A 26576-nucleotide genomic window follows, 5' to 3' on the forward strand; every position below is an offset into this window, starting at 1 on the left:
TCAAGTTTCCCTATTTTCCCCTCCCCGGGGGAACAAAAACCCCTTTTTTGGGGAACAAAAACCAGGGGGTGCCAAAGGGCAATTATACCATTTCAATACACCAGAGAAAGAACGGCAACCCGTCCTTCGATAACGTAACAAAGAAGAAACGGACTGAATGATGCTTTCTATGGTGCGTTAATCAGAGGATTACTGGCCACTTTTGTCGTGGTCTGGAAGGAATAGCACTTCTGCTTGTTTGAGCGGCCTGACATCGCCCACTCCCTTGCATTCAGCCTAAAGCCTGGTCAAATAAAGACACCCGCAGTGGCCAATGAGAAAACAATCTCAATGCGGTTAACGAGTCAGGCGGATACTGCCTTTTTAGCAACCGGATAACACGCCTTTTCACAATACGCGACTATGCTACACTAGCCCCAGAGTGCTTAGCTGATCGTAACCAAATGAATCACCAGAAACTAATAGAAAAAGCCAGACGATATTGTGAAGGTAAAGGCGCTAGATTTACCCTTTTACGCGAAAAGGTGTATGGCCTGTTACTGCAAAAACAAGGCGCCACAGGTGCTTATGAATTATTGGACGAATTAAAGGAAACGGAGAGTTCGGCCAAGCCGGCGACCGTTTATCGCACTCTGGATTTTTTACTTGAGTTTGGCCTGGTTCACCGCCTGGAATCGACTAACGCTTTTGTGGCTTGCCATCATTTTGGCTGTAATCACCCAGTTCAGTTTCTGATTTGTGACACCTGCGGGGAAGTGCAAGAGATCCAGTCTGAGGGCCTAAAAGAAACCCTGGACAATCAAGCCAAGGCTTATGGATTCAAAGTGGAGTCTCAGACTATTGAAGCTCATGGCACTTGCGCCAGTTGCCAGAGTTGAACGAAATAAACATAAATAACAAACTGTTATCTGGCTATCAGGCTAGACTTAGGTCACGCTGTTGACCATAGTTAATGGGCTGTTCTGCTGAACACTGAAGCCTGTCAGCTGTAGGTTAAAATGACAGTGATGTATTAAGTGCCTTAAAGGCACGCCAGACAAGGTTAAATAACAACCATGAATGTTGAATTTATAAACCCCTTTATTTCTTCGTTAGTCAATGTGCTGGAAACCATGGCACAGACCAAGCTCCAGCCCGGCAAACCCAAGAAAAAAGGTGATGAAGTGGCGGTGGGTGATGTGTCTGGCTTAATCGGCATGGTTGGCCCACAGGTGAAAGGGTCTTTCTCTATCTCTTTTGAGGAGTCTCTGGCACTGGAAATCATGCAACGCATGCTGGGTGAGAAGCCTGCGAAGATAAATGCAGAGGTTACCGATATGGTGGGTGAAATCACCAACATGGTAACAGGTGGGGCAAAACTGGAGTTGTCAGGCAAAGGCTACGACTTTGATATGGCCACGCCCATTGTGGTGTCCGGCAAGCAACATACCATTACTCATAAGGTTGACGGCCCTAAAATAATCCTGCCCTTCAGTAGTGACGCCGGTTCTGCCTACCTGGAGATCTGCTTCGACAAATTATGAGCCAGTGGCATCAAAAGACCATAGGCTTAACGGCCAAATCGCGCGGATTTCACCTGGTCACAGCAGAAATAACCGAACAACTTGCCATTCTGCGCGATTGTCAAATTGGTATACTGCATCTTCTACTGCAGCATACCAGCGCTTCGTTGACCCTTAATGAAAACGCGGACCCCACCGTGAGAGGGGATTTCGAACGGTTCTTTAACCACAACGTGCCCGAGCACGCGCCTTATTTCCAACACACTTACGAAGGCCCTGATGATATGCCGGCCCATTTAAAAGCCAGCTTATTAGGGACAAGCCTGACAATACCGGTCAATAACGGCAAATTAGCGCTGGGTACCTGGCAAGGGATTTATCTGGGTGAACACCGTAACCAAGCCACCAGCCGCCGTGTGATTGCCACCCTAAACGGCCAGTTTCGCTAAGCCGCAAAAGCATTCCGATGCAAAATAACTGATGACAGGGTATTTCCAGTTCTTTCCCGAACTTGGTACACTACAGCCAGCAGCCATCAGAGCTCGCCCTCCATAATATCCTTCTCCTCGTATGAGGAGGTGTTGCCGACACAGCAAGGCAACTGACCTTCAGGAATAAGTAGTAACTGCTGAATTTTTGATTACGCTTGTATAGGCGTGTTTATCATTAAGGGACCACCATGAAAAATAATTCCTTAGCAACTGCTCTTATTCTGAGCCTGATTCCAGCCTTAACACAAGCTAACGAGCCGAGTGAATACGAAGGCTGGGTAGCGGGTTTCGGCGAGTACTATAAAGTAGACAGCGACAAACCATTGCCTTTAGGCGGATTAGATGACGGCACTGGAATAGGTGCAGAACTCGGCTTCAGATTCACACCCAACTGGGGTGCCAGGATCGAATGGTCTCATTTGAATCTTGATTCAGATTCGCCCCTGATTGACGATTCTGGTGACCGCGTTGGTATTGATGCGTTGTATTTTCTTGATCAAAAACAAACCTATGTTTTCGGCGGATTTAAACACGAGAATCTGCAAGAAAATTACCGCATGATGAACCTGGGGTTAGGTCGCCATTGGGATCTAACCGAGAAGTGGAAGCTGGTTACAGAAGCTGCAGCTTATTATGATTTCGGTCAAGACTTCAAAGACTACAGTGTTAAGCTGGGTCTGGCTTACACCTTTGGTAATAAGTCCAAGCCAATGCCTGCCTCTGAGCCGGTAGTTGCGCAAACTGCAGCACCAGTGGTAGAGCAACCTAAAGATTCAGATAACGACGGTGTTAACGATGCCCAAGATCGCTGCGCTAATACACCAAGCACCGACAAGGTCGATGCCCAGGGCTGTAGCATCTTTATGGAAGAGAAAGTTGAAACCCGACTGGACATTCTGTTTGCTAACAACAGCTATGCTGTCAGCAATCCAGACGATGCACAGATTCAGGTATTCGCCCAGTTTATGCGTCGCTTCCCAAACACCAAGGCGGTAATTGAAGGACACACGTCAGCCCCAGGAGACAGCGCGTATAACCAAAGCCTGTCAGAAAAGCGGGCTAAAGCGGTCAGACAGTTACTAATTGACCGCTACGACATTGATGCTGGACGTTTGGAAGCAGTAGGGTATGGCGAAAGCCGCCCGCTGGATTCAGGCAATACCGCAGATGCACACAAGCGTAATCGTCGTATTCACGCGACAGTAAGCGCCATGGAAAAGGTAAAGGTTACCCGCTAACTTTCCACTAAAAAGGGCGCCATTCGGCGCCCTTTTTATATTCGCAATCAAGCCACAAGGCTAATACTCATCAGCTATCTCTGGCCCGGCATAATTATCAAAGCGTGAAAACTGTCCCTGGAACGTTAAGCGACTGGTTCCAATCGGACCATTCCGCTGCTTACCAATAATGATCTCTGCCACACCTTTATATTCACTGTTCTCGTGATAAACCTCATCGCGGTAGATAAACATAATCAAGTCAGCATCCTGCTCGATAGAGCCTGATTCACGCAAGTCAGAGTTGACCGGGCGTTTATCGGCACGTTGCTCCAGGCTTCGGTTAAGCTGAGAAAGTGCCACCACAGGAACTTGCAATTCTTTGGCCAATGCCTTGAGTGAGCGAGATATTTCAGCAATTTCCAGAGTACGGTTATCGCTTAATGCCGGTACTTGCATAAGCTGCAAGTAATCCACCATGATTAACGCCAGGCCGCCCCGCTCTCTTGCCAATTTACGCGCACGGGTACGCACTTCCATAGGTGTTAGCCCTGAAGAATCATCCACAAACAGGTTATCTTTATCCTTCAGCATGGCCATGGTGTTGGAGATTCTAGCCCAGTCCTCATCGTCCAGTTGTGCGGTACGAATACGGGTTTGGTCAACCCGGCTAAGCGACGCCAGCATCCTCATCATGATCTGTTCGGCCGGCATCTCCAGACTGAACACCAGCACCGGCTTTTCTTCCAGTAACATGGCATTTTCACATAGATTCATGGCAAAAGTAGTTTTACCCATGGACGGACGAGCGGCCACGATAATTAAATCTGATGGCTGTAACCCGCTGGTCTTCTTGTCTAAGTCTTTGTAGCCGGTGGATACACCAGTGACCTCTTTGTTGTTTTTAATCAGCGCTTCAAGGCGGTCAATGGTATTCGTCAGTATAGATTCTACATTTTGCGGCCCTTCGTTCTTTCCTGAACGCTTCTCCGCAATTTCAAATACCTTACTCTCGGCTAAATCCAACACATCCGAACTGGTGCGACCTTCTGGGTTGTAGCCGGTATCGGATATTTCGTGGGCTACCCCGATCAGCTCACGCAATACCGCACGCTCTTTAATAATCTGAGCATACGCCACCACGTTGGCTGCGCTTGGCGTGTTCTTCGCCAACTCCCCTAGATAGGCAAAACCACCAACAGCGTCCAACTCGTCTTGCTGCTCAAGCAGATCAGAAACCGTGATCAGATCAACCGGCTGGCTGTCACCCAATAATTTGAGAATGGCACGGTAAATAGTCTGATGCGCGCGATTATAAAAATCCTGCTCGATCAGTACTTCTGCAACTTTATCCCAACAGTCAGGTGCAATCAGCATGCTACCTATCACAGATTGCTCTGCCTCAATCGAGTGGGGAGGGATCTTGAGCTTTTCGACTTTGGTATCACGCTCTTTATGAGAAACGACTTTCACCTGTCACCATCGGGGTTGTTTGCCATAGTGGTATTATGCGTCATTCGCCGTCGTTAGCCCATAACAAAAACAGGCCCTTGGGCCTGTTTCTTTTACTTACTGCTCAAAGATATTCGCCCACTGACGGTGGAAATACGCACCTTGGCAGGACTGTCACCGGTACGAAACTTTAGCCATCTCCCTGGTCCATATTTGGTTTTCTCCATTTTGTCGTCACTCAGGTGATTAGTAAAACGTCCACCAGCATGTCCTTCCAGATCGAAACGGGCAGAAATGTTTTTCTGGAACGTCAAATCCACCCCACCACTCACTGTGCTGCCGGTAATTTCTCCGTCATCCAGCAGAGTCAGACTAATGCTGGCATCGCCACTCACCGTTTGTATAGAAAGCCGCTCCACCTTATCCAGCGCTAATTTCACCTCAGAGGTTACATTTTCTACTTTCACTCTCGGGGCCGAGCTGCTGGCGACCACCTCGCCATTCACCGATTCATAACGTACTTCAGGGCCTTGAGAGTCTTTATCTTTGATCTCGCCATTGACCGACGACAGTTTGATATCGCCATTCAGCCCTGCGCTGTCAATTCCACCGTTAACGGTTTCAATGCGAATACGACCTTTAATATCTCGCACCGCAATTTCGCCATTCACTGAAGACAACTCTACACCGCCATACACTCCTTCTGCGCGTAAATCGGCATTCACTGTGTCATACGTCAACAAACTCTGGTTTGGTACAAAAATCTGTAGATCATCCCCCTTGGCGTTTTTCCATTCATGCCAATTCCCCTGAGGAACTTTGACCTTAACAATTATTTCGTTGCCGTCCCGTTCAAACACCAACTTCTCGGCCCGTTCATCCAACTCACCGAACACTTTCACCTGGTTCTTATCCCATCCCTTGATGACAGCCTGACCACTGATATGTTCGACTCTCACCCGACCATCGGCCTTGGCTTCTAAACTAAGATCCACACGTTCTCCCGCTAAACACCAGGTGCTTAGCGATAGCAATCCCGCTGCAATAAGAAATCTGTTCATACGTCACTTCCTATATTGTTTGCCATGCAGGCGCATGCACCCGCTCAATTAAATCAATTTGCTGTTGATATACTTGTTTCAACATTTTCAACAATGCCGGATTATCAGGCTCCTCTTTAAGCGCCAGCTTTATGGCCGCAGCGGCATCATCCAGTTCCTGAACCTGTTGCTGCCAGTTGTCTGTTAGCGCTGGCTGGTTGGCATAAGAAGCCAATAACCTCTGCTTCTGCTGCTGATACGGTTCACTCAGCACAGTTACCAATTGCTCAGTTCGATCACCTCCCTGCATCTGGTTGAACCCCAGCCATCCGAACAATCCAATCATCAAAAACGCCGCTGCCATACTCTGAAAGGCCCAACTGTTACTTTTAGGCTGGCTATCCTGCTCGTGATTCAAGGCATGCTCAATTCCCGGCCACAGGTCTCGCTGCGGCTGTATCTCTTTTGTCAACTGAGCGACAGAGCGCTGCAGCTGCTGTTCAAATTCTTTATTGCTCATAACCCATCCACTCTGACAAAAGCTGCTTAGCCCGGTGAAACTGCGCTTTGCTCGATCCAACCGCCATATCCATTATCTGCGCGATTTCTTCATGCCGATACCCTTCAATGGCATGTAACACAAACACCATTCGGGCGCGTTCCGGTAAGCGTTGAACCAAGCTATCCAAGTCAACCTCGCCAGCCGATCCTGGTGCCACTTCATGCATCGCCTCACTGTTTTCCAGGTTGAACATCCGCTGCCACCAGCCGCGTTGCTTACGTAAATACGACACACAAACATTCGACGTCACTGAATGCAGCCAGGTACGAAACTTGGCTTCGCCACGAAAGTTGTCCAATTTTCGCCAAAGCTGAATAAAGACCTCCTGGGTCACATCTTCAGCCAGGGCTCTGTCCGCCGTCAGCCGATAGCACAAGGCATACACCTGTCCCAAATGCTGTTGGTAAAGCATCTGATAAGCTTGCTTGTCACCTGCTTTGACGGCCTCAATAAGATTAAGCACTGCTCGTTCGGCAAAGTGCTCCTGAGCATCAACAAGCTGTCCCTGAGTTTGCAATGTGCCACCACCATTATTATTGTCTTGTTGGTTATGTCGCAGGGTAAGGTAGGGAAGTTTAAAGCGACAAAACTTTTTTCTTTATTTAACACCTGCGGAGTACAGGAGCTGAATTTGCCCAAAATATATACTTATATGGTCGCAGGCCCCAGTAAAGTCCCCATTCGGACTGGTCTTACTGGAAATCACACGCGGGATAAGGGATGATCCGCCACATTATTCAGAGACTGGCAATGCCAGAACGCAGGATTGGTTTGATGACATCTAAAAAACGCCCTTTGTACCTCCCCTATGCCGGCCCTTCCCTGCTGGAAACCCCTTTGCTTAATAAAGGCAGCGCCTTTAGTGCTGAAGAGAGAAAAGCCTTTAATCTTAACGGATTACTTCCGCCTCGTTATGAAAGTATCGAAGAGCAGGTAAGTCGTGCTTATATGCAGTACTCCAGTTTTGATACACCACTGAATAAACATATTTACCTGCGAGCCATTCAGGATAATAACGAAACCTTGTTCTACCGCCTGCTGGCCGATCATCTGGAAGAGATGATGCCGATAATCTACACACCAACAGTGGGGGATGCCTGTGAGCAGTTTTCGGATATTTATCGCAGTTCACGCGGCCTGTTTATCTCCTATGCTGAGCGCCAGCATATGGATGATATTCTGCACAACGCCACTAAACGCAAGGTAAAAGTCATAGTCGTCACCGACGGCGAACGCATTCTGGGATTGGGCGACCAGGGCATCGGCGGTATGGGTATCCCCATAGGTAAGCTGTCTCTGTATACCGCCTGTGGCGGCATCAGTCCCGCCTACACTCTCCCCGTTATGCTGGATGTGGGTACCAACAACGAAAAATTGCTGGCCGATCCAATGTATATGGGCGCGCGTCACAAGCGTATCAGCCAGGAAGAATATGACGCCTTTATGGAAGATTTTATCCGAGCGGTGAAGCGTCGCTGGCCGGATGCCATGATCCAGTTTGAAGATTTTGCCCAACAAAATGCCATGCCTCTGCTAAATCGTTATCGTAACGAAGTATGCTGCTTTAACGACGATATTCAGGGCACGGCAGCAGTGACAGTAGGCACTCTGTTGGCAGCCTGTCGTACCAACGGCGCCAAGCTTTCTGAGCAAAAAGTGGTATTTGTGGGTGCCGGCTCAGCGGGTTGCGGTATTGCCGAGCAGGTTATCCAACAGATGTGCGCAGAAGGTATCTCTGACGCTCAGGCCAGAAGCCAGATCTTTATGATCGACCGCTTTGGACTGCTCACTGACGGGATGGAAGGACTGCGTGATTTCCAGCAGGCACTGTGTCAGTCAAAAGAGAATATTTCCGACTGGAACTTCAGTGGCGAATTCGCTTCCTTGCTAGATGTGATGCATTGCGCCACCCCCGACATTTTAATCGGTGTTTCAGGCCAGGCCGGCTTGTTTACCGAGCAGGTCATCCGAGCCATGAAACAAGGGTGCGGCTTACCCATTGTATTCCCACTGAGCAACCCATCTAAGCAGATAGAAGCCAGGCCAGAACAAGTTATTGAGTGGACCGAGGGTGAGGTTATCATCGCCACCGGTAGTCCGTTTGAACCCGTTGTCTACCAAGGTAAAATCTATCCCATTACCCAATGTAACAACAGCTACATATTCCCAGGTATTGGCCTTGGGGTACTGGCCACCAAGGCCAAGCATATATCCGACGAAATGCTGATGGCCGCCAGTTCTACACTGGCCAACGCCTCGCCTTTGGCAAATAAGGGCAAGGGTGCCTTGCTGCCCCCCTTAACCGAGCTGGCTCAGTTAAGTAAAGATATCGCCTTTGCGGTTGGTAAAGTGGCTCAACAGCAGGGACTGGCGCTGGAAATGTCTGACGACATGCTGCAGGACAAGATCAACGCCAACTTCTGGTCTCCTGCTTACCGTCAATACCGACGCACCAGCATCTAATCAGATTGGCGGTGCTTTGCACTAAATTGCTTAAGCGCCGCCAAAGCTTCTTCAGCCCTCTCGGCTGGCACGAATAAGTGATCGTGGAAAAATGCTGACACCGGGTTCACCCCCATACCTAATGCCGCCAGGTGGCGGGTTATACTGGCCAAAAAGCCCACCGCCTCCAAAGAGGAGTGCACATTCAAGGTAATCATCCGACAGGCAAACTCATAGCGAAGCCCCAGCTCCTTGGCTTGTTCTATTGGCAAGATTGCCGTCCAGCCTTCCTGCTCTTCAAATAGCATTTTCGCTCCTCTAGGCAATGGCTCATCATGGGAAAGATAAGCAAACACATAACGCGCTTCATCCAGTGAAGGTTGCATGCTACCAATCAGTACATTCAAATCGCGGATAGCCGACATTTCGCTCTCCTTTAATGGCTGAACTTTAATAGCAGGATACCGCTGGCCAGCAATAACAACGCCAAGGCTTTCATCCAGCCCAGCCCTTCACCCAGCCAAATAATACCAACCACAGCAGCCCCCAGCACGCCGATGCCAGTCCACACCGCATAGCCAACGCTCAGCGGCAGTGTACGCAAAGCCATAGCCAGCAGACCCAAGCTGAACAGCATAGAGACGATGGCAATAATAAGATAACCTGGCTCAGACAAGCCTTTGGATTGCTTAAGGGCCACAGCCCAGACAACTTCAAGTAAACCGGCGACAAACAGAATCAACCAAGCCATCAGTGATTACTCCACTATGGCAGGGTCGTCCCTGCAAAAAAGCCTTATGCGCATAATGCAGACAGGGTCGTCCCTGTCAGGCGGGGAGGCCATTAGAGCAAAGCATGCTAAGCGGGTCAAGATTGTTAGGTGCCGGACTGGCTGCTATACCTGTTTATACAGGCTTCCATAATGTCAGTTTGAATGGTTACCCTTGTTCGCCATAAAGACCGCTGCCAGGTCTGTTTGAGACCCAACTGTTCTGCAACCTGGGGGCAAACTAAGTTATTGATTATGGGGCTTGGTGGTGTGGCAATGCTGGTAGCACTGGTCTGGAGTCTGGCCGGAGCCTGGCTGATCCTGCCCTTTGCAGGGTTGGAAGTGAGTTTGTTAGCGTACCTGGCCTATAGGGTCTGTAGAGACACTTATAACCAGCAGGTTCTGCACATAGAACCCGGCCATGTGGTACTGACACAAGGTCGATATCGTACCGTCAAACAGTGGCGCTTGAAACGAGCACAGAGCAGCTTTGTCATATACGCTCCAGCTCACTCGCTTTCTCCCAGACAGGTTGAACTTAGAGACCAGCACCAATCCTGCAGGATTGGTGAAAAACTCAACCAACAGGATACGGAACAACTAATCGATATCATCACCCACTTGGAAATCCCCTATCATATGACAGGAAAAACAAAGATCACTGCCATGCAGGATTGGCAATAAGACGATGCGTTCAGACAACAAAATTTAGACATAAAAAAAACCGCCATATGGCGGTTTTTTTAACAGCGTGGTGCTTAGGCTTCAGCGATAACGATCACTTTAACTTGAGCAACAACTTCTGAGTGAAGTTGCAGATCCACTTCGAACTCACCGCACTCACGCAGTGTGCCGTGTGGCAGCTTAACTTCAGCTTTAGATACTTCAACGCCAGCAGCAGTCAGGGCATCGGCGATATCACGAGTACCGATAGAACCGAACAGCTTGCCTTCGTCACCAGCAGGAGAAGCAATAGTTACTTCAGCCAGCTCAGCAACTTTAGCAGCACGGGCTTCAGCAGCAGCCAATTGCTCAGCAATCTTAGCTTCCAGATCAGCGCGACGCTGCTCGAACTTCTCAACGTTGTCCTTAGTGGCAGGCACAGCCTTACCTTGAGGGAACAGGAAGTTACGGGCAAAACCTGATTTTACAGTGACTTGGTCACCCAAACCGCCCAGGTTGGCGATTTTGTCTAGTAGAATGATTTCCATCTTTGCTACCTCTTAGTTACGCCAACAATTACTTGTGAGAATCAGTGTAAGGCAACAAAGCCAGGAAGCGCGCACGCTTAATGGCAGTTGACAACTGACGCTGATACTTGGCACTGGTACCGGTGATACGGCTAGGAACGATCTTACCGCTCTCAGTGATGTAGTTTTTCAGCAGGCCAGTGTCTTTAAAATCGATCTGCTGGATGCCTTCTGCCGAGAAGCGGCAGTACTTACGACGTCTGAAAAAACGAGCCATCTTCTAGTCTCCTAATCTGTTATTCCGCGTCAGCTTCTACAGCTGCTCTGTCTTCACGCTTCTCGCGACGCTCTTCTTTAGCCATTGGTGAAGGCTCAGTAACAGCGTTCTTAGTGCGCATAACCAGGTTACGCAACACGATGTCGTTGAAACGGAAAGCAGTTTCCAGTTCTTCAATCGCAGCAGCTGTCGCTTCAGCGTTGATCAGAACATAATGTGCTTTGTGCAGCTTCTCGATAGGATAAGCCAGTTGACGACGGCCCCAGTCTTCCAGACGGTGAATTTGACCACCATCGTTCTTGATGATACCGGTATAACGCTCGATCATACCTGGAACCTGCTCACTCTGGTCGGGATGGACCATGAAAATAATTTCGTAATGACGCATGTGTGCTCCTTACGGTTGTAGCCTCTCGCAGCTCAGCCAGACTGCTTAAGACAAGGAACTAAAATAGTTAGGCTGAATAAGGGCGCGCATTGTATATAAAGCACACTGCTGACACAAGCAAATTCTGTCTGTGAAGGCGTTAAAAACGCTGTTTCACTAGGCCATGGGTAAGGGAAGTGGATAATTGCCGTAGAAAGTAAGTTAAACAATATTTGCCGTTCGCTTTCACCGACTTTGCTCACACAACAGCGCCTTTAGCAGAACTCTCTATTGGTATTGGTGAGAAGACGGGGCAAGAGACAATGCCGCTTGCCCCTTAAACTCAATGGGACTGGGACTTTAAAACCAACTCCACCTCCCTCCAATCAACGATTTTAAAGTTTTGGGGCGCCCCGGGCATTTGGTTGCGACCATCCTGAACCACCAGCAGCCCATTGGGGTAATCTGCGCCAAGATTTGCCGAGGTGACTTCCAGTCCATCGGTTTCGGACACACCATCTAATCCTTTAAGTAAATCAAGACCTATGCGAAACCGGCCCAGATAACGAAAGTCAGGTTCCAGCGCATAGGCCAGATAACTGTCATTACCCTGACTGGAAACCACCAAGATAGCCTGCTCGCCCTGGCGATAAATCCCCATGCCCTCAACGTCGGCATGCAAGTGTTCACCGGTTTTAGCCATTTGTTCCAGCGGCGTATTGACTGGTTCTGCGCTCGTGCGCCAAACTCCTTCGGCCTCCTCGCCCAAATACAGCATGCCACTCACATCGTCAGCAACACAGCCCTCCGGTTGACTGGCAACCGCGAATTCTCTCACCAGTTTGGCTCCCAATTGCCCTTCATGCCCGGCAATACGGTACTGCTGGAAACGCCCATCGGTATCGTTAATAAACACATAAGTACCCGTTTGCGATTGGTACATGCACAGGCCATAGACTTCGGTGAGGCTTGTTGGCGCCTCCAACAAATGACTGACATGACCAGAAAGTGGGTCTATACCAAACAGGCTGATACTGTTTAAAGTGCGATTGCTCGCGGCAGCCAAATCCATAGCTTTCCCATTAAGAGAAAAGCCCTGACGCACATCCACATTGTTAAGCCTCCCCACAAGCAAACTTTGTAATAAACTGCCGTCCAGTCCGTATACCATTAACCCTGCGCGCTTATCAGTACCCAGAATCCGGCTCTGGCCTGGCTCTTTGTTATTCAGCCAGATGGCAGGGTCATCAGCCGCATCGCCAAAGCGAGCCACCGGGGTGGTTTGTGCGCTTGGGCTGACCTGCGCTAACTGTTCATCTCTGCGCCCTGAAGATTGCAAGTACTCACTTATCACCGAGCTCACATAAGCATCCTGATCTTCATCGTAAAAAGTGAGTTGTAGCCCCTGCTCACCGACCCAGACACCTACGGCTTCAGGTTCTTGCACACCGCTGATTTGCCAATGCTTTGCCTCTGCGTCTTTTTGGTAGCCTGACAGGCTGCGGGCTTTCGGACTGATAACCAGCAAAGTACCATCATCGATCAACGCCAGATCGGTTATCTCGCCTCGCAAATCACCAAATGGCGCAAGCATTGCCACAGGTTCACGCACGGGGTCTGACTCCATACTGGCCGGATAGCGCCACACGCCAACATTTTCCTCTGCCACATACAAGCTGGCAGAGGCCGTATCAGCCACACAATCCTTGGCATTTAATACACCAGGGAATTCCCTGACCTTAATATCCACCAGCTGCTGACGCTGTGCATCGTAAATCAACCGCTCATGGGCCATCCCCTGCACATCCAGGCTGAACATAGACAAATGTCCACTTTGTGGATGGGCATAGATACACAAAGTCTCAAGCTGCGCATCCTGGGTGGGTAAGTCAGTTAACCAGCGTAGTTCGGGCTTTTGCCAGTCCAACGCCAGTACACGGGTTTTTGCGGACTCATTGTCTACACTAACCACCAAGTCCACCAACTTATCGCCTACCTGAATGGAAGGCTGCCAGGCAAGGGTTTCAAAGTTACCTGCAAAGCTGGCTCGCACCTTTTTTTGCTCATCCAGCAATAATAACCCACGACTTTCACTGGTTATGAGCCAGAACTGACTGCTGCCGTGAACCATAGGTTGTACTTGTTGACCTTGCAGGTTCTCGGCCTGATAAAAAGGTTCGGTTTGCAGCACCACTTCCTGTGCAACGGCCGCGCCTGCGCTCAAGAGCAACGTGAGCGTACTTAGATACTTTTTCATAGTCTTAAATTCCAGGGCAGGAGCCAAACTCCTGCGTTTGATTACAGCGTCCAGTTAAAACCTAGCTCGAAAGTACGGCCGTATTCTTCGTACTGGGCGTTAACACTGCGGCGGTCAAAATAGTGGTAGTAAGGCTCATCATTAAGATTGATGGCGTTGAAATAGAGGTGCATTTGCGGACTGAAGTAATACTTGCCGCTGAAATCCAATTGTTGGTGAGCGTCTTCCATGCGCAGCATATCCCCGTCGATCTCTTCCAGATTCTCACTCTTATGGCTTAAGGTAAGACGCAAGCTCCACTGCTCATTTTCATAACCAAAGGTAAGATTACCTACTTTGTCTGATTGATTAGGCAGGCTGGTTTCAAAGCGCTCACCGTCCAGCAAGGTTATCGCTTCAGAATCCGTCAAGGTGGCATTGGCGGCAATCAATAAACCGTTATCAAAGCTTTTCACCCAGGACAGTTCGACGCCCTGCACTTTGGCACTCTCGCCATTAATGGGCTGCGTTACTTCTTCATAGCCCTGCCAAGCTTCCAGATGAGATACATCGGCTAAGATCACGAAGTTATCAATGTCCTTGTAGAAATATCCCGCAGACAACACGCCGATATCCCCAGGATAATATTCAAGGGACAGATCCAGGTTGGTGGATTCAAATGGCTTCAGCTCAGGGTTACCAACCTCCGCCTCACGCTCAGTATCGAAACCACCTTCGTCATTCTCTTCTGTTTTGGACTCAATGATTTGAAAGGCAGCCGAGTCTTCGAACTTAGGTCTGGCAATGGTTTGCGTATAAGCAAATCGACCAATCAGCTGATCACTAAACTCGTAGCGCATATTCAAACTGGGTAACAGGTGGTGATAGTTTCGCTCGCCCTGCCAGGGGCTGTTCACCACGTTTTCTTCGCCGCTTTGCTCATCTTCGATAAGCTCGACACGCTGGCCGTGCGTAGCAAAGTCCGTCTGCTCATACCTAAGTCCGGCAACCAGGCGTAAGTTGTCGAGATCTATTTTGCCCATCAGATAAGCGGCCAGAATATCTTCATCACTCTGATAGGAAGCCCCTTTTGACTCCAGTTCAGAGTCAAGTGCTGCAAGCTCCAGATTGCTTCTGTTGGCAGAGAAATAGTGACGTAACGCCTGACGATTCAAACCCTCGCCAAAGTCTCCCAACCCCCAATCGGGTGTACTTGCGGCAAACTGCCCAGCATCCAGCTCATCAAAGTCACCATCGTAGATAAAGATATTGGCATTGGTTTGTTTTTCCCTGCTACGGTACTTACCGCCAAACTTAAGCTGTGCCGAGTGGCCCGCCAACTCGAAATCGTGGCTGATATCCAGCTTAAAACTCAGCTCGTTATCTTCAGAGAAATTATCTTCGAACGAGATCTCATCGACTTCATAATTTGCCAGTGACTTGGCAGCATTATCCTGCTCTATAGCGGGAATTTGCCCTTGAAAGTCTGAATTAATGGCAAAACCCTCACCCTTGAATTTGTAATACAGGGCTTCAGGTTCATCCTCTGACGATTCGGCATAACCAAGTTGGTAGCTCAGGTGCCATTGTTGCAGTTGGTGCTCGCCGCCTGCGGTAAAAGACAGAATCTCCTGTTTCTCATATCTGTCTTTACTACTACGTTCTACCTCCGAATCATCACCATCGAAAGTAAAGGCATTGGCTTGACGGTATTCATCATCCGAAAAACGGCTATATAAGGAACGCAGATAATACTGATTATCGAAGTCCGGGCGAAAATCCAGGTTCAGCGCCCCGCCAATGCGTTTGCGGTTGATCTGATAAAAGCGTTGCTCAATTTCGTCATCACCATTGCTTTCAATATTGTCTGAGCCGAAGTCCCGGTCAAACCAGGACAAGGCCACTGCCACACCCAGCGAATCCTGTAATCCGGCAAAATCCATCACCTCGGTATAACTCCCTGACACTTTCGGACTGGTTTCGCTACGCAGTTCGTTGCGGCTGGCCTGTACCGTCAGACTGGCACTGCGTCCTGCCCGGTCAAAGGCACTCAAGCTTTTCACTTCCACTGAACCACCAATGGCATCGGCATCCATATCGGATGTCACCGACTTGGTCACTTCCAATCCTTCAATCAGTTCAGAAGGGATCACATCCAAAGCCACCGAGCGCACTCCAGCTTCTGGCGAGGGGATATTCATGCCGTTGATGGTGACATTATTGAGGTTAGGGTCAATGCCGCGAATACCCACAAAACGGCCTTCCCCCTGGTCGCGTTCAATGGATAATCCAGGTAAGCGCTGCAGTGCTTCGGCGGCATTCTGGTCAGGGAATTGTCCGATTGCATCGCTGGATACAATAGACTTCAGATTGTCGGCGCTGCGCTGCATATTAAGCGCATTGGCCTGCCCAGCTCGCTGTCCATAAACAATCAACTCATCCAGTTTTGGCTCATTCAGGCCTAAGCTAAAACGCTGCTGCAGAGTTTCACCGTCCAGAATACGCACCTTGTGTTCGCTTTTAGGGGCGCCCAGATAGCGAATTTCCAGGGTATAGTCGCCAGGAGGCAAGGCATTAAAGCGAAACGAGCCGTCACCTTTGGTCACGGTGCTGATATTGAGTTCTTTAATACGGATGCTGGCGCCTTCAAACCAAGCTTTGTTGTTGGCGTCTCCCAAACGACCCAGCAAGTTGCCGTCTTCAGCTATTGCCTGAGCACTGATCATGGCCGCCATACAGGCCAGCGCCACTTTACTTTTGTATATTTTCATCTGCGAGCCTCATTGATGTGTGTGGTGTCGCAGGCACGCTAAGTTTTGTAAATGACGTATTTATGACAGCAAGCTAAGCCCTGACGAACAACGATGCCACTAACATAGAAAATGGCACCATTCTCGGTACATGATGAGCTGATATGACCCCCCTTTTATCAGCCTTGACTCAGGTAAGGTGTATTTTCCCTTTGCTGACGGGTGGGGCGCGATCACATTTATGTCATCTGCCTGAGCCAAAATGACCCTGCTTTGTGCTTTTGACATGCATTAGCATCCGCACATTCCACGGCCTCGGATATGTTATGAACTACTCGCTTTTACCGCTGCACCGCACACGCATCTGCCTGGTGTTATGTATTGCTCTGGCTGCCATTTTACTGAGCCTCACACAAGGTCAGCTCAAAACCTGGCCGGAGATATCCTGGCTGGATATAACCGGCGAAGGCGGCGTAGCCGTGCTCACTCTGGTATGGCTGTTTTTTCTTTTTGTCAGCCGCCCTCCGGGGCGGGTGACTGATATGCTGGTTGTTGGGCTGAGCTGTTTTATGTTTTCTGCTTTACTGGATTTATTGGATGAATTTATCCGGCAAGAGAACGGCCATTGGCTAAGCGTGGTGGAGTCGATCCCGGCCCCTTTCGGTATGATTATGATGACCTGGGCCTTGTATCAATGGCATCAGGAACAACTCACCCTGAATGCGCAGCTCAGGCGTAGAGAAGCGCAATCACGTCAGCATCACCAGGTGGACTGGGTGACCCGCCTCTACGATGCCGACTATTTGCGAGCACACTTAGCCAAGCAACTACAAGTTAGTCATAGCCTGTCAGTGTTAATGCTGGATATTGATAACTTTGATCAGTTCAATCGGCGTTATGGCGGTCAAGAGGGTGACCGGCTGCTGCGCGAGATGTCAGAACTGATCCTGATGAATATCCGTCAATCGGATTTAGCCTGTCGATATGCTGGCGACAGATTCATCGTGCTACTCCCCGATACACCTCGTCCCGCCGCCATCACACTGGCAGCGCAAATCAAAGAGTCTATTCGACACTTCGCCTTTAAAACCCGTGAAAACGGTGAGACCGTGTTCCATACACTAAGCAGTGCTTTGGTCAGTGCGGTAAACACCGATCAGGTCGAGCCCCTGCTGCAGCGCTTAAACAGGCAATTGGAACTCAGCAGGCAAGGGAGCTAACCCAACAGTGAAGGCCTATGCTGCGCTGGATGACAAGTATTTCCCTGCTCAACAGATTGCGGCAAGCCTGATTGATCTTGCCGCCAACCGGGGGGTAGACCGAAATAAATTGCTGCGCGGAACCTGCATATTCTATGAAGACATGCGCGAAGGAACGTCACTGCTTTGCGCTTCACAAATGCTACGGTTAATGGCCAATGCCAGGCAACTGATGCCCGGCAATGACGCAGCCTTCCAGCTTGGTCGACGATTATTCCCGGGACATTACTCCCAGGCGTCCAACCTACTTTTGCAAAGCCAGAATTTGCGAGATGCTTTCAGACTCTATTCTCTGGTAAAAATGCAATTATTTCCTTTTGTCCAAACGCGTTTGTATCGCCATGAACAATGCTGCTTCCTGCTGCTTGATGATGCCATTGGCTGCGGTAACGAATATCAGTTTGTGATTGAAACTTACTGCGCAGCGCTGGTCTCAGCTTGTCGCTTGCTGCTTGGACAACGTATCCCTTTTCACTTTGATTTTCCTTTTCCCCGCCCCCGCTACATTCAAGAGTTTGAAGAAAACCTGGGCTATAGGCTGCGCTTTTCTCAGCCGTTCTTGTGCATCCGATTTGACCAGCGATATCTGCATTATGCTTGTCCACAAGCCAGCCAAACCTTGCGGTGGCATGCCCTACGACAACTTCACCGCTCCTCACAAGCACCACGACTGGGGTTTCTGGAAGTAATACGTCAGCACATCATCAATGATAAAAACACCAACCTTCAGGAAATTGCCGCGGCGTTGGTCATCAGCCCGGCTACCCTTAAACGACGATTGAAACAACATGGCACCAGCTTTATGCAGTTACAGGACGAAGTGCACCGACAACAAGCTTTGTACCTGTTGCACGTTAAGGGTTTGAATAATGAAGATATTGCCGCGCAAATGGCGTTCAACGATATTCCCAATTTTCGCCGCGCTTTCAAACGTTGGACAGGGTCAACCCCTAGTCAAGCTAGATTAAGCTGGAAGTTAATTGATTTTTCCGGTTGAAAAACCATCTGCCAGGAGTAAAATCTGCGGCCCGTTTAGTGAAAACTTCACTATACTTTCACACTCGTTAAATACTGCGTCGGTAGGCTGATGCAGCCGTAGTGTATTTCGGCATACAGTATTGAAAGGATTTGTATATGCTCGTGCTCACATTACTTTTTGCAGTAGTGGTATTTCTGTTGCTGTACTCTTTGGCTCAAGATAAAGGCAAGAACACCAAGCACTTTCGTAATATGGAAGACTCATTGAGTGCTGATGTGTCTATCAAGAAAAAGACCCTGCGTATGGGCGACTCGTTGTTTTAGCATCTTGTTGCTGCCGGGTGCAGCTCAGCCCGGCAGACTTTCCTTCCCCCGTCAGCCTGTTATTCTGTGCCTCATCTCTTGTTTTGTTGACTAAGCACTCTATGCGATTTGGCCCTGGTTTACTGATCACAGCAGCATTTATTGGTCCCGGCACTATTACCACTGCCAGCCTGGCTGGTGCCAACTTTGGCTTCAGTTTACTGTGGGTGCTGCTGTTCGCTGTAGTCGCCACCATTATTTTACAGGGCATGGCAGCCAAACTCGGCTTAGCCACTGGGCAGGGCCTGGCTGAATCTCTCAGATCACAACTCCCTGAAGGCATACCCCGATATTTGAGTACATTCCTTGTGGTCAGCGCCATAGGTATAGGCAGCGCCGCTTATGAAGCCGGTAATCTAACCGGTGCCGCTTTGGGTTTGAATGCCATTTTCTCAGGTTCAGTACAAGGCTGGGCGCTGCTACTCGCCACTATTGCCGCTTTGCTGTTGTACAGTGGCAAGCACAATATGTTGGAAAAAGTGCTGATGGGGCTGGTCATTTTGATGAGCATTGTCTTTATCACTACCATGTTTCTGTCTCGCCCCGATCCGGCAGCGTTATTATCAGGTTTGTTTACCCCCCAGATTCCGGATGGTGCACTAACCACCTTGCTAGCCCTGATCGGCACGACTATTGTGCCCTACAACCTGTTTTTGCATGCCAGTGTGATGGCCAAACGAAATACGGCTGACTGGCAGAAAGATCTGACTAGCATGAATATGGACAATAGCCTGTCAATTGGCTTAGGCGGATTGATTACACTGGCGATTGTGGCCACTGCCAGCGCAACCTTTTATGGCAATGCCCTGGCAGGAAGTCCCAACAACGCTGCCAGCATGGCCAACCAACTGGAACCTTTACTAGGCTCGGCTGCACAAGCATTCTTTGCAACCGGCCTGTTTGCAGCCGGATTAACTAGCGCTATTACCGCCCCCTTGGCTGGCGCTTACGCGGTATGCGGCATGCTTGGATGGTCTACAGATATGCGCTCGAGACCATTTCGGCTGGTTCTGCTTAGCATTTTACTGTGCGGAGTCATCGGTGCAGGTTTATCTATGAGTCCGCTGGCCATTATCTTGTTTGCCCAGGCCACCAATGGTGTATTGCTACCTGTGATAGCCCTGTATTTACTCTGGTTAATGAATCGTAAGGCTTTATTGGCTGAGCATATCAATGGCAATCTAGCCAACCTGGCTGGCACTATCGTCGTGTTATTTCTGTGTGCCCTTAGTGGTTACAAGCTTTGGTCTCTGCTCTGAAGGTTCAGAGCAGTACTAAGTCATCCCTGTGCACCACTTCTTCATTGCCAGCATAACCAAGCACGGCTTCCAGTTGTTGGCTTTGCAGACCGGTTATCTTGCTTAGATCCGTCGCCCCAAATAGGCTTAGCCCAATCGCCAGCAACTCATTTTCAAAACATATTTCAACCGCATCACCTGCCGCAAAATGACCATCAACAGACAACACCCCAACCGGTAGCAAGGAAGCTCCTCGTTTAGTCAGTGCTTGTTTGGCCCCAGCATCAATATGCAGCTTACCTTTGGCTTTTAAACTATGTCGCAACCACTGCTTTTTTGCTCCGCTACGCGACAGAGCAGGAGCAAACACCGTCCCAGGAACCTGTCCGTTTGCAAGGGCTGAAAATGATGCAGCCTTGTACCCATTTACGATTAACGTCTGAATACCATTGGCACTGGCTTTTTTAGCGGCCTGCAACTTTGTTTGCATGCCTCCGGTGCCCACCGACGAACCACTGCCTCCGGCCAGCGCCATTATCTCTTTGCTAACAGATTGAACTGATGTCAGTAACTTGGCCTGAGGATTACTCCGTGGATCAGCATCATATAAACCGTCCACATCAGTGCAGATAATCAGGGTATCGGCATCAGCCACCAAGGCGACCAGCGCACCAAGATTGTCGTTATCCCCAAATTTCAGCTCTTCGGTCGCCACCGAGTCATTCTCGTTTACGATCGGCAAAACCTGATGGGCCAATAATTCACGAATGGTGCTCTTAATATTCAGGTAACGATCGCGGTCTCTAATATCACCATGGGTCAGAAGGATCTGCGCAGTTGGAAAGTCAAATAACCGAGCCCAGTTTGCCATCATACGGGTTTGTCCCACTGCGGCCATGGCTTGCTTCTGTGCCAAGGTTGGTTTGTGCTCAGCGCTCATTACGTTACGCCCAGCAGCGACAGCGCCGGAGGAGACTAATACCACTTCCTTGCCCTGACGACGGCTGGCATTAATAAACTGGGCAAGCGCCAACAGATATTCTGTCCTGCATCCGGCCCCATCTGGGGCAATCAACGCACTACCGACCTTAATGACGGCGCGTTGCCAGTTAAATTTTGTTGTTGCTAAGTCTACCTGACTCATGAGCCTGCCTGGATTAACTTTGAGATATAACGAGGGTGCGCATAAAATACGTTGCTTGTTCGGTCTAAGGCAATATCAAATGTGGCGAATTTTTATAGGCTTGTTATCGATAGTAGGTTATACCCTGAACACCCTGTTCTGGTTCGTGCCCATTATGCTGCTCTCCGTTCTCAAACTTATCCCCATTTCTGCGTGGCAGCGCCTGCTCAGTAGCCTACTGGACGGATGCGCCTCAGCCTGGATTAGAGTCAATACGCTAAACCAAAATCTGACCAGTCGTGTACATTGGGATGTAACGGGATTGGAGAATCTAAAACGTAAAGAGTGGTACCTTGTCATTGCTAACCACCAGTCTTGGGTAGACATTCTGGTATTGCAGCGGGTATTTAGCGGCCGCATTCCTTTTTTGAAGTTCTTTCTCAAGAAAGAGCTGATTTGGGTGCCATTTCTGGGACTTGCTTGGTGGGCCTTGGATTTTCCTTTTATGCGCCGTTATAAACGAAGTTTCTTAGAGAAACATCCTCACCTAAAGGGCAAAGACCTGGAGACCACCCGTCGTGCCTGCGAGAAGTTCAGCCATATTCCAGTCAGCATTATGAACTTTGTGGAAGGAACACGTTTCACTTCAGCCAAACAACGCCTGCAGGAGAGTCCTTTTCAGCACCTCTTGCTTCCCCGGGCTGGCGGCATTGCATTTGTGTTAAGTGCCATGGGCAACAAGTTGCATAAGCTATTGGATGTCACTATTCATTATCCACAAGGCATACCTAGTTTTTGGGATTTCGCTTGTGGAAAAGTAAAAGATATTCAAGTTCGCGTTCATGTGATGTCCTTAGAAAACCTGATGCCCGAGGACTACTTCGAAAATGCAGAGCATCGCCAACTGTTTCAAGGATGGCTCAATCAACACTGGCAAAGCAAAGACAACGCCCTGAAACAACTCGCAGCGGGCCAGCAATGTTGAGTATGTTACCGGGTATAGTGCTGCTGCCCTTCCATGCACTATTTCAGATCCTTAATCTGATCATATGGGGCTCAGTGATTATCCTGCTTGGCCTGATCAAGCTTATCAGCCCTATTACTGCACTAACCCACATCATTAACCGCTTACTAAATGCCGCACTGCGAGGCTTCGCACTTTGTGCGGTTGGCATAATTAACCTGTTTAACAAGGTTGAATGGGATTATCAGATTGAAGGTACGCTCAGGCAAAATGGTTGGTATCTGGTCATGGCTAACCATATTAGTTGGTTGGACATCATATTATTAATGCACTTTTCATGCGGACGTATCCCAGCAACTAAGTTCTTTATTAAACAAGAGCTTATCTGGATGCCCTTTATCGGCTTAGGCGCCTGGGCGTTAGATATGCCCTTTATGCGTCGCTACAACGCCGAGTTCCTCAACAAGCACCCTCATCTGAAAGGAAAAGATCTGGAAGCCACAAAAAAGTCTTGTGAGAAGTTCTGCACTATCCCCACCACAGTCATCAATTTTGTAGAAGGGACTAGATTCACAGAGCAAAAACATCGTAGTAAAGGAAGCCCCTACAACAACCTGCTATCCCCAAAAGCAGGTGGCGTCGCCTTTACCCTGGCATCAATGGGTGACCTCTTTGACGACATTATAGACGTAACCCTTGTCTATCCTAATAATCGCCAACATGTCATGATGGATATGCTATGCGGAAAACTGACCAAAGTTGTACTCAGAGCAAAAGCGATTCCGCTGGCAGAACAATTGGTCGGAGATTATCAAGAAGACGATGAATTTAGACAACAGTTTCAGGGCTGGCTAAACCAGCTTTGGCAGGAAAAGGATAGCCTTATCCAACAACTAAGGGACAATAACTAGGTGAAAGAAAAGCCCACCCAAATCAGCCAGTTGCTTTTAGACAGTTTCAGTCAATGGGGATTAGACATTAACCCCAGTTCTCCCCTTTTTTCCCTGTTTTCATTGCTGCTTCTACTCGGTGTTTGCTGGCTATCCTTTAAAATTACTCGTCGCCTGTTCAGTGGTAAGTTAGCACGCCTTATTCTCGCCACTAAAGCAACCTGGGATGATGAACTGCAGCGCCATCATTTCTTCCGGCGTGGTGCCCATCTAGTCCCCGGCGTGATGCTTTATGTACTTTGTCCGTTATTGTTTGCCCACGCGCCGCTGCTACAAGCCTTACTGCAGAAGCTGGCCTTTATTTATATCCTTTTGACCATGGTGATGGTAATGAGCGCGGTGCTTAACACCATTGAGGATATTTACGACGCATCCAGACTCGCCCAGCGGGTTCCTATCACCGGCTTTATCCAGGTTGGTAAACTGGTTCTTGCGCTGATCGCTATCATACTTATCGTGTCTAATCTGCTGGAGAAATCACCAGTTCTGATTATGTCAGGCTTAGGTGCGGCGGCAGCAATACTGCTATTGGTATTCAGAGACACTATTCTCGGTTTTGTGGCAGGTGTGCAGATTGTTGCAAACCGCATGGTAAACAACGGCGATTGGATAGAGCTACCCAAGTACGGTGCGGATGGCACCGTATTGGAGCTAGGACTCACCACAGTTAAAGTCAGAAACTGGGACAATACTATATCTACTGTCCCTACCTACGCGCTGATCGGCGATTCAGTCAAGAATTGGCGTGGGATGCAGGAGTCAGGCGGACGTCGGATAAAGCGCGCTATCAACATAGATATTCAGAGTGTCCGTTTTTGTGATCAGGACATGCTGGATAACTGGGAAAAGATACGCTTTATCAAAGACTACATAAGTGAGAAGAAGCGTGAACTATCCAAATACAACCAGGACAACAGCATTACCGAACAGGATCTGCTCAACGCCAGACGACTGACCAATATCGGTACCTTCAGAGCCTATATGGTCAGATATCTGCAGAACCATCCAAAGATAAATCAAGATATGACATTGATGGTTCGTCAGCTTGCACCAACCGAGTTAGGTCTGCCATTAGAAGTTTACTGTTTCAGCGCTGACAAAAACTGGGTCAACTATGAAGGCATTCAGTCTGATATTTTTGATCATCTACTGGCCATGTTACCCAGCTTCGGGCTACGGGCTTACCAACGAGTGAGTGACAGACCGGCCACCCATTGATGTTAACGAAAGGTAAACAACAGAACAAATCGGTTCAACGGCATTGACTAAACGACAGCCTACTGTAGGGTGAATTTTACTTATCTCAAACGTTATTTGATGTGTAACCTTTTGAATAGAAATCTAATTTTGAACAACCGAGGCTAGTAATATTATGATTAAAAAAACCTTAGTCGTGGCCATGTCGGTGTTACTTGTGGCCTGTCAAAATGACGAGCCGCCTGCAAGCACTCAAGCAGTCAGCCAGGCAGTAAGTACACAAACTCGCTTAGTGCCCTATCCCACTTCTATTTCTCAGTCTGCTGGTCACTTTACCTTGCCAGGTGAAATTAAACTGATCAGTGATAAGAATGCCCCAGACAGCGCGGCAGCAATTTCGGCTTTGCTCTCTCAGCTAGGTATTAAGCAGGGCCAAAATGACAACGCTGTCATTAGGCTGGAACTAGATCCTTCTTTGTCACTCGGCGACGAAGGTTACCAATTGACCATTAATCAAGGTGTCCAAATTAAGGCAGCAAGTGATACCGGGTTATTCTATGGGGTACAAAGCCTACGTCAGCTATTACCCGCAAAGCAGCATGAGCAATATGTTCTCCCTAACTTACAGATTGAAGACCAACCCCAATATGCCTGGCGAGGGAGCATGTTGGATGTGGCCCGTAACTTCCAGAGCCTTGATTATCTGAAACAACATATCGAGCGGATGGCAAGCTTTAAACTCAACAAACTGCATTTGCATTTAACCGATGATCAGGGATGGCGACTGGAAATCAAAAGCTGGCCTAAGCTAGCGACTGTAGGAGGTTCTACCCAAGTGGGCGGTGGCCCTGGTGGATACTACACTCAGGAACAAATGCGGGAATTGGTTGAATTTGCAGCCCAGCATCAAGTTGAAATCATTCCTGAGATCGATCTTCCTGGTCACACACAGGCTGCGATAGCTTCTTATAATGAGCTAGCCTGTGGTTACGTGACAGAAAGCTCAGTTCAAAACCAGTGTAAAGACGTAGTAGGTGATGCCAGACTGGGTCTGTATGAAGGAACCTGCGTTGGCTTTAGTGCACTGTGTACGAGCGAGAAACCAGACCTGACCTACCGCTTTGTGGAAGATGTATTAACCGAAGTAGCCGCAATATTTCCTTCCAAGTATCTGCATATAGGCGGAGATGAAGTACTTAATGAAGAAAAGTCTAGTTTCGCGGGCTTTATCACTCAGGTCGACAAAATAGTCGCGTCATTAGACCGTGAAGTACTTGCCTGGGAAGAAGCTTCAGCAGGAGATATTCGCCCTAGCTCATTACTGCAACTTTGGAATGATAACTACGATATCCAGCCAGCCTTGGATAAAGGCATCCATCTGGTGCTTTCTCCTTGTAGTTACACTTATCTTGATCATGGTAACTATAATGGACAGCCTGAGACTTACACTTGGTGTGCCAAAGAAGGCATTCCCCTCGAGCGGGTTTATAGCCTGACGCCTGAAAATTACACTCAAGCCGTCGGCGTAGAAGGGGCGATGTGGTCCGAGCTGGTTCGCGATGGAGCTACCGCTGATAACAGAAACTGGCCCCGTCTGGCAGCGATTGCCGAGGTAGCCTGGACCCCTAAGGAGCAACGTAGCTATCAGCAATTTACCGAGCGCCTATCAAGCCTGCGCGGCCATCTTGACCAGTTGAATGTTCAGTATCACAAAGAACCCCAGCTAAACTGGCAGTAATAAACCTAATAGCATAAGCCCGGCTTTAAGCCGGGCTTTTTATTTCCTTTAGCCTTATTAAGACCCTCTACACCTTTTGCTACGCAGCGCCATCAGTAAGACCTCCTACGCCTGTCAGTAGATATGTAGTCAAATACGCTGAGCTTAGATAGAAGTGAAGTTGAGCAGCCTATAGAAACAGCCTCCCGAAAGGCCTGTGGTCGCTCTCTATTCAGACCATTCAGGAAAGCAAAATACATGCTTGAAAGGAAGGTAGATACAGTGCTTACTTCTCTTCGGTATAAGCAAGGCATTGCATAAAGTGCTAATCGGATAGAAACATTCGTCAGGAGACTCTTGCTGATGAAGGGCGCAGGGCCTGGTGATGCTAAGTAAGCTTTGATAAACCCAAATCATAGGCAATAAAAAAGGGCTATCCACTTGGATAGCCCTTCTTCGTATTGGGAGCCTGGCGGTGTGCTACTCTCACAT

General features: G+C 48.8%; 26 protein-coding genes. 14 read left to right on the top strand and 12 right to left on the bottom strand.

Going from position 1 to position 26576, the window contains the following annotated elements:
- Positions 1–443: 443 nt before the first annotated feature.
- From IEX02_RS20000 to IEX02_RS20015, 4 genes are all read left to right on the top strand, one after another.
- A complete protein-coding gene (locus IEX02_RS20000; RefSeq protein WP_188699240.1) occupies positions 444–878 on the top strand; it encodes a transcriptional repressor in 435 nt (144 codons plus the stop codon).
- Positions 879–1055: 177 nt separating this feature from the next.
- On the top strand, positions 1056–1523 hold the full coding sequence (locus IEX02_RS20005) for a chemotaxis protein CheX (RefSeq protein WP_188699241.1): 468 nt from the start codon (positions 1056–1058) through the stop codon (positions 1521–1523).
- On the top strand, positions 1520–1951 hold the full coding sequence (locus IEX02_RS20010) for a secondary thiamine-phosphate synthase enzyme YjbQ (RefSeq protein ID WP_188699242.1): 432 nt from the start codon (positions 1520–1522) through the stop codon (positions 1949–1951). The genes IEX02_RS20005 and IEX02_RS20010 overlap by 4 nt, the downstream gene beginning before the upstream one ends.
- A gap of 230 nt (positions 1952–2181) precedes the next feature.
- Positions 2182–3231, top strand: coding sequence for an OmpA family protein (locus tag IEX02_RS20015; protein ID WP_188699243.1), 1050 nt, complete (start codon positions 2182–2184; stop codon positions 3229–3231).
- A gap of 60 nt (positions 3232–3291) precedes the next feature.
- On the opposite strand, the gene dnaB is transcribed toward IEX02_RS20015, so the two are convergent.
- From dnaB to IEX02_RS20035, 4 genes are all read right to left on the bottom strand, one after another.
- Positions 3292–4683, bottom strand: a complete 1392-nt coding sequence (dnaB, locus tag IEX02_RS20020; protein ID WP_188699244.1) for a replicative DNA helicase — start codon at positions 4681–4683, stop codon at positions 3292–3294.
- A 92-nt stretch (positions 4684–4775) separates the two neighbouring features.
- Entirely contained in the window at positions 4776–5723 is a 948-nt protein-coding gene (locus tag IEX02_RS20025; RefSeq protein ID WP_188699245.1) for a DUF4097 family beta strand repeat-containing protein, read from the bottom strand.
- 10 nt (positions 5724–5733) lie between these two features.
- Positions 5734–6222 (bottom strand): hypothetical protein, encoded by a 489-nt coding sequence (locus IEX02_RS20030; protein WP_188699246.1) that lies wholly within the window; start codon positions 6220–6222, stop codon positions 5734–5736.
- Positions 6212–6781 (bottom strand): RNA polymerase sigma factor, encoded by a 570-nt coding sequence (locus IEX02_RS20035; RefSeq protein ID WP_188699247.1) that lies wholly within the window; start codon positions 6779–6781, stop codon positions 6212–6214. The genes IEX02_RS20030 and IEX02_RS20035 overlap by 11 nt, the downstream gene beginning before the upstream one ends.
- Positions 6782–7038: 257 nt before the next feature.
- Here IEX02_RS20035 and IEX02_RS20040 point away from each other — a divergent pair, with 257 nt between their 5' ends.
- Entirely contained in the window at positions 7039–8727 is a 1689-nt protein-coding gene (locus tag IEX02_RS20040) for an NAD-dependent malic enzyme (protein WP_188699248.1), read from the top strand.
- Here the strand turns inward: IEX02_RS20040 and IEX02_RS20045 are convergent.
- Together IEX02_RS20045 and IEX02_RS20050 are read right to left on the bottom strand one after the other, a co-directional pair.
- Positions 8724–9131, bottom strand: coding sequence for an ACT domain-containing protein (locus tag IEX02_RS20045; RefSeq protein ID WP_188699249.1), 408 nt, complete (start codon positions 9129–9131; stop codon positions 8724–8726). The two genes, IEX02_RS20040 and IEX02_RS20045, sit on opposite strands and share 4 nt — an antisense overlap.
- Positions 9132–9142: 11 nt before the next feature.
- Positions 9143–9457: a DMT family transporter gene (locus tag IEX02_RS20050; protein WP_188699250.1), complete on the bottom strand. Its 315-nt coding sequence runs from the start codon at positions 9455–9457 to the stop codon at positions 9143–9145.
- A gap of 183 nt (positions 9458–9640) precedes the next feature.
- On the opposite strand from IEX02_RS20050, the gene IEX02_RS20055 reads away from it, so the two are divergent.
- Positions 9641–10159: a DUF2244 domain-containing protein gene (locus tag IEX02_RS20055; RefSeq protein WP_188699251.1), complete on the top strand. Its 519-nt coding sequence runs from the start codon at positions 9641–9643 to the stop codon at positions 10157–10159.
- 74 nt (positions 10160–10233) lie between these two features.
- Here the strand turns inward: IEX02_RS20055 and rplI are convergent, their stop codons facing one another.
- The 5 genes from rplI to IEX02_RS20080 form a co-directional block, all read right to left on the bottom strand.
- A complete protein-coding gene (gene rplI, locus IEX02_RS20060) occupies positions 10234–10686 on the bottom strand; it encodes a 50S ribosomal protein L9 (RefSeq protein ID WP_188699252.1) in 453 nt (150 codons plus the stop codon).
- Positions 10687–10714: 28 nt separating this feature from the next.
- Positions 10715–10942, bottom strand: coding sequence for a 30S ribosomal protein S18 (gene rpsR, locus IEX02_RS20065; protein ID WP_102798780.1), 228 nt, complete (start codon positions 10940–10942; stop codon positions 10715–10717).
- A 19-nt stretch (positions 10943–10961) separates the two neighbouring features.
- Positions 10962–11330, bottom strand: coding sequence for a 30S ribosomal protein S6 (gene rpsF / locus IEX02_RS20070; RefSeq protein ID WP_188699253.1), 369 nt, complete (start codon positions 11328–11330; stop codon positions 10962–10964).
- 322 nt (positions 11331–11652) lie between these two features.
- Positions 11653–13566: a phytase gene (locus IEX02_RS20075; RefSeq protein ID WP_188699254.1), complete on the bottom strand. Its 1914-nt coding sequence runs from the start codon at positions 13564–13566 to the stop codon at positions 11653–11655.
- 41 nt (positions 13567–13607) lie between these two features.
- Entirely contained in the window at positions 13608–16316 is a 2709-nt protein-coding gene (locus IEX02_RS20080; protein ID WP_188699255.1) for a TonB-dependent receptor, read from the bottom strand.
- Between the two features lie 305 nt (positions 16317–16621).
- Between IEX02_RS20080 and IEX02_RS20085 the strand changes: the two genes are divergently transcribed.
- From IEX02_RS20085 to IEX02_RS20100, 4 genes are all read left to right on the top strand, one after another.
- On the top strand, positions 16622–17515 hold the full coding sequence (locus IEX02_RS20085; protein WP_188699256.1) for a GGDEF domain-containing protein: 894 nt from the start codon (positions 16622–16624) through the stop codon (positions 17513–17515).
- Positions 17516–17522: 7 nt separating this feature from the next.
- Complete coding sequence (locus tag IEX02_RS20090; RefSeq protein ID WP_188699257.1) at positions 17523–18551, top strand: AraC family transcriptional regulator; 1029 nt, start codon at positions 17523–17525, stop codon at positions 18549–18551.
- Positions 18552–18688: 137 nt separating this feature from the next.
- Entirely contained in the window at positions 18689–18856 is a 168-nt protein-coding gene (locus IEX02_RS20095) for a hypothetical protein (protein ID WP_188699258.1), read from the top strand.
- A gap of 101 nt (positions 18857–18957) precedes the next feature.
- On the top strand, positions 18958–20154 hold the full coding sequence (locus tag IEX02_RS20100; protein WP_188699259.1) for an Nramp family divalent metal transporter: 1197 nt from the start codon (positions 18958–18960) through the stop codon (positions 20152–20154).
- Between the two features lie 4 nt (positions 20155–20158).
- On the opposite strand, the gene proB is transcribed toward IEX02_RS20100, so the two are convergent.
- The gene (gene proB, locus IEX02_RS20105) at positions 20159–21277 is read right to left on the bottom strand and encodes a glutamate 5-kinase (protein ID WP_188699260.1); all 1119 of its coding nucleotides are present in this window, start codon (positions 21275–21277) and stop codon (positions 20159–20161) included.
- Between the two features lie 79 nt (positions 21278–21356).
- Between proB and yihG (IEX02_RS20110) the strand changes: the two genes are divergently transcribed.
- The 4 genes from yihG (IEX02_RS20110) (at position 21357) to IEX02_RS20125 (ending at position 26105) form a co-directional block, all read left to right on the top strand.
- Positions 21357–22241 (top strand): 1-acylglycerol-3-phosphate O-acyltransferase, YihG family, encoded by an 885-nt coding sequence (yihG, locus tag IEX02_RS20110; RefSeq protein ID WP_188699261.1) that lies wholly within the window; start codon positions 21357–21359, stop codon positions 22239–22241.
- Positions 22235–23131, top strand: a complete 897-nt coding sequence (gene yihG / locus IEX02_RS20115; protein ID WP_188699262.1) for a 1-acylglycerol-3-phosphate O-acyltransferase, YihG family — start codon at positions 22235–22237, stop codon at positions 23129–23131. Before yihG (IEX02_RS20110) ends, yihG (IEX02_RS20115) begins: the two co-directional genes overlap by 7 nt.
- Complete coding sequence (locus IEX02_RS20120) at positions 23132–24388, top strand: mechanosensitive ion channel family protein (protein WP_373285048.1); 1257 nt, start codon at positions 23132–23134, stop codon at positions 24386–24388.
- A 154-nt stretch (positions 24389–24542) separates the two neighbouring features.
- A complete protein-coding gene (locus IEX02_RS20125) occupies positions 24543–26105 on the top strand; it encodes a beta-N-acetylhexosaminidase (protein ID WP_188699263.1) in 1563 nt (520 codons plus the stop codon).
- Positions 26106–26576 lie beyond the last annotated feature (471 nt).

Source organism: Bowmanella pacifica (genome assembly GCF_014645355.1).
GTDB classification, from domain to species: domain Bacteria; phylum Pseudomonadota; class Gammaproteobacteria; order Enterobacterales; family Alteromonadaceae; genus Bowmanella; species Bowmanella pacifica.

Excerpts from the sequence above, each read along its gene's own strand:
- IEX02_RS20045 (WP_188699249.1), bottom strand. The coding sequence starts at position 9,131 with ATGTCGGCTATCCGCGATTTGAATGTACTGATTGGTAGCATGCAACCT.
- proB (WP_188699260.1), bottom strand. The coding sequence starts at position 21,277 with ATGAGTCAGGTAGACTTAGCAACAACAAAATTTAACTGGCAACGCGCC.
- rpsF (WP_188699253.1), bottom strand. The coding sequence starts at position 11,330 with ATGCGTCATTACGAAATTATTTTCATGGTCCATCCCGACCAGAGTGAG.
- IEX02_RS20100 (WP_188699259.1), top strand. The coding sequence starts at position 18,958 with ATGCGATTTGGCCCTGGTTTACTGATCACAGCAGCATTTATTGGTCCC.
- rplI (WP_188699252.1), bottom strand. The coding sequence starts at position 10,686 with ATGGAAATCATTCTACTAGACAAAATCGCCAACCTGGGCGGTTTGGGT.
- IEX02_RS20085 (WP_188699256.1), top strand. The coding sequence starts at position 16,622 with ATGAACTACTCGCTTTTACCGCTGCACCGCACACGCATCTGCCTGGTG.
- IEX02_RS20080 (WP_188699255.1), bottom strand. The coding sequence starts at position 16,316 with ATGAAAATATACAAAAGTAAAGTGGCGCTGGCCTGTATGGCGGCCATG.
- IEX02_RS20050 (WP_188699250.1), bottom strand. The coding sequence starts at position 9,457 with ATGGCTTGGTTGATTCTGTTTGTCGCCGGTTTACTTGAAGTTGTCTGG.
- IEX02_RS20040 (WP_188699248.1), top strand. The coding sequence starts at position 7,039 with ATGACATCTAAAAAACGCCCTTTGTACCTCCCCTATGCCGGCCCTTCC.
- IEX02_RS20125 (WP_188699263.1), top strand. The coding sequence starts at position 24,543 with ATGATTAAAAAAACCTTAGTCGTGGCCATGTCGGTGTTACTTGTGGCC.
- IEX02_RS20030 (WP_188699246.1), bottom strand. The coding sequence starts at position 6,222 with ATGAGCAATAAAGAATTTGAACAGCAGCTGCAGCGCTCTGTCGCTCAG.
- IEX02_RS20000 (WP_188699240.1), top strand. The coding sequence starts at position 444 with ATGAATCACCAGAAACTAATAGAAAAAGCCAGACGATATTGTGAAGGT.
- yihG (WP_188699262.1), top strand. The coding sequence starts at position 22,235 with ATGTTGAGTATGTTACCGGGTATAGTGCTGCTGCCCTTCCATGCACTA.
- IEX02_RS20010 (WP_188699242.1), top strand. The coding sequence starts at position 1,520 with ATGAGCCAGTGGCATCAAAAGACCATAGGCTTAACGGCCAAATCGCGC.
- IEX02_RS20025 (WP_188699245.1), bottom strand. The coding sequence starts at position 5,723 with ATGAACAGATTTCTTATTGCAGCGGGATTGCTATCGCTAAGCACCTGG.
- IEX02_RS20095 (WP_188699258.1), top strand. The coding sequence starts at position 18,689 with ATGCTCGTGCTCACATTACTTTTTGCAGTAGTGGTATTTCTGTTGCTG.
- rpsR (WP_102798780.1), bottom strand. The coding sequence starts at position 10,942 with ATGGCTCGTTTTTTCAGACGTCGTAAGTACTGCCGCTTCTCGGCAGAA.
- IEX02_RS20015 (WP_188699243.1), top strand. The coding sequence starts at position 2,182 with ATGAAAAATAATTCCTTAGCAACTGCTCTTATTCTGAGCCTGATTCCA.
- IEX02_RS20005 (WP_188699241.1), top strand. The coding sequence starts at position 1,056 with ATGAATGTTGAATTTATAAACCCCTTTATTTCTTCGTTAGTCAATGTG.
- IEX02_RS20075 (WP_188699254.1), bottom strand. The coding sequence starts at position 13,566 with ATGAAAAAGTATCTAAGTACGCTCACGTTGCTCTTGAGCGCAGGCGCG.
- yihG (WP_188699261.1), top strand. The coding sequence starts at position 21,357 with ATGTGGCGAATTTTTATAGGCTTGTTATCGATAGTAGGTTATACCCTG.
- IEX02_RS20055 (WP_188699251.1), top strand. The coding sequence starts at position 9,641 with ATGGTTACCCTTGTTCGCCATAAAGACCGCTGCCAGGTCTGTTTGAGA.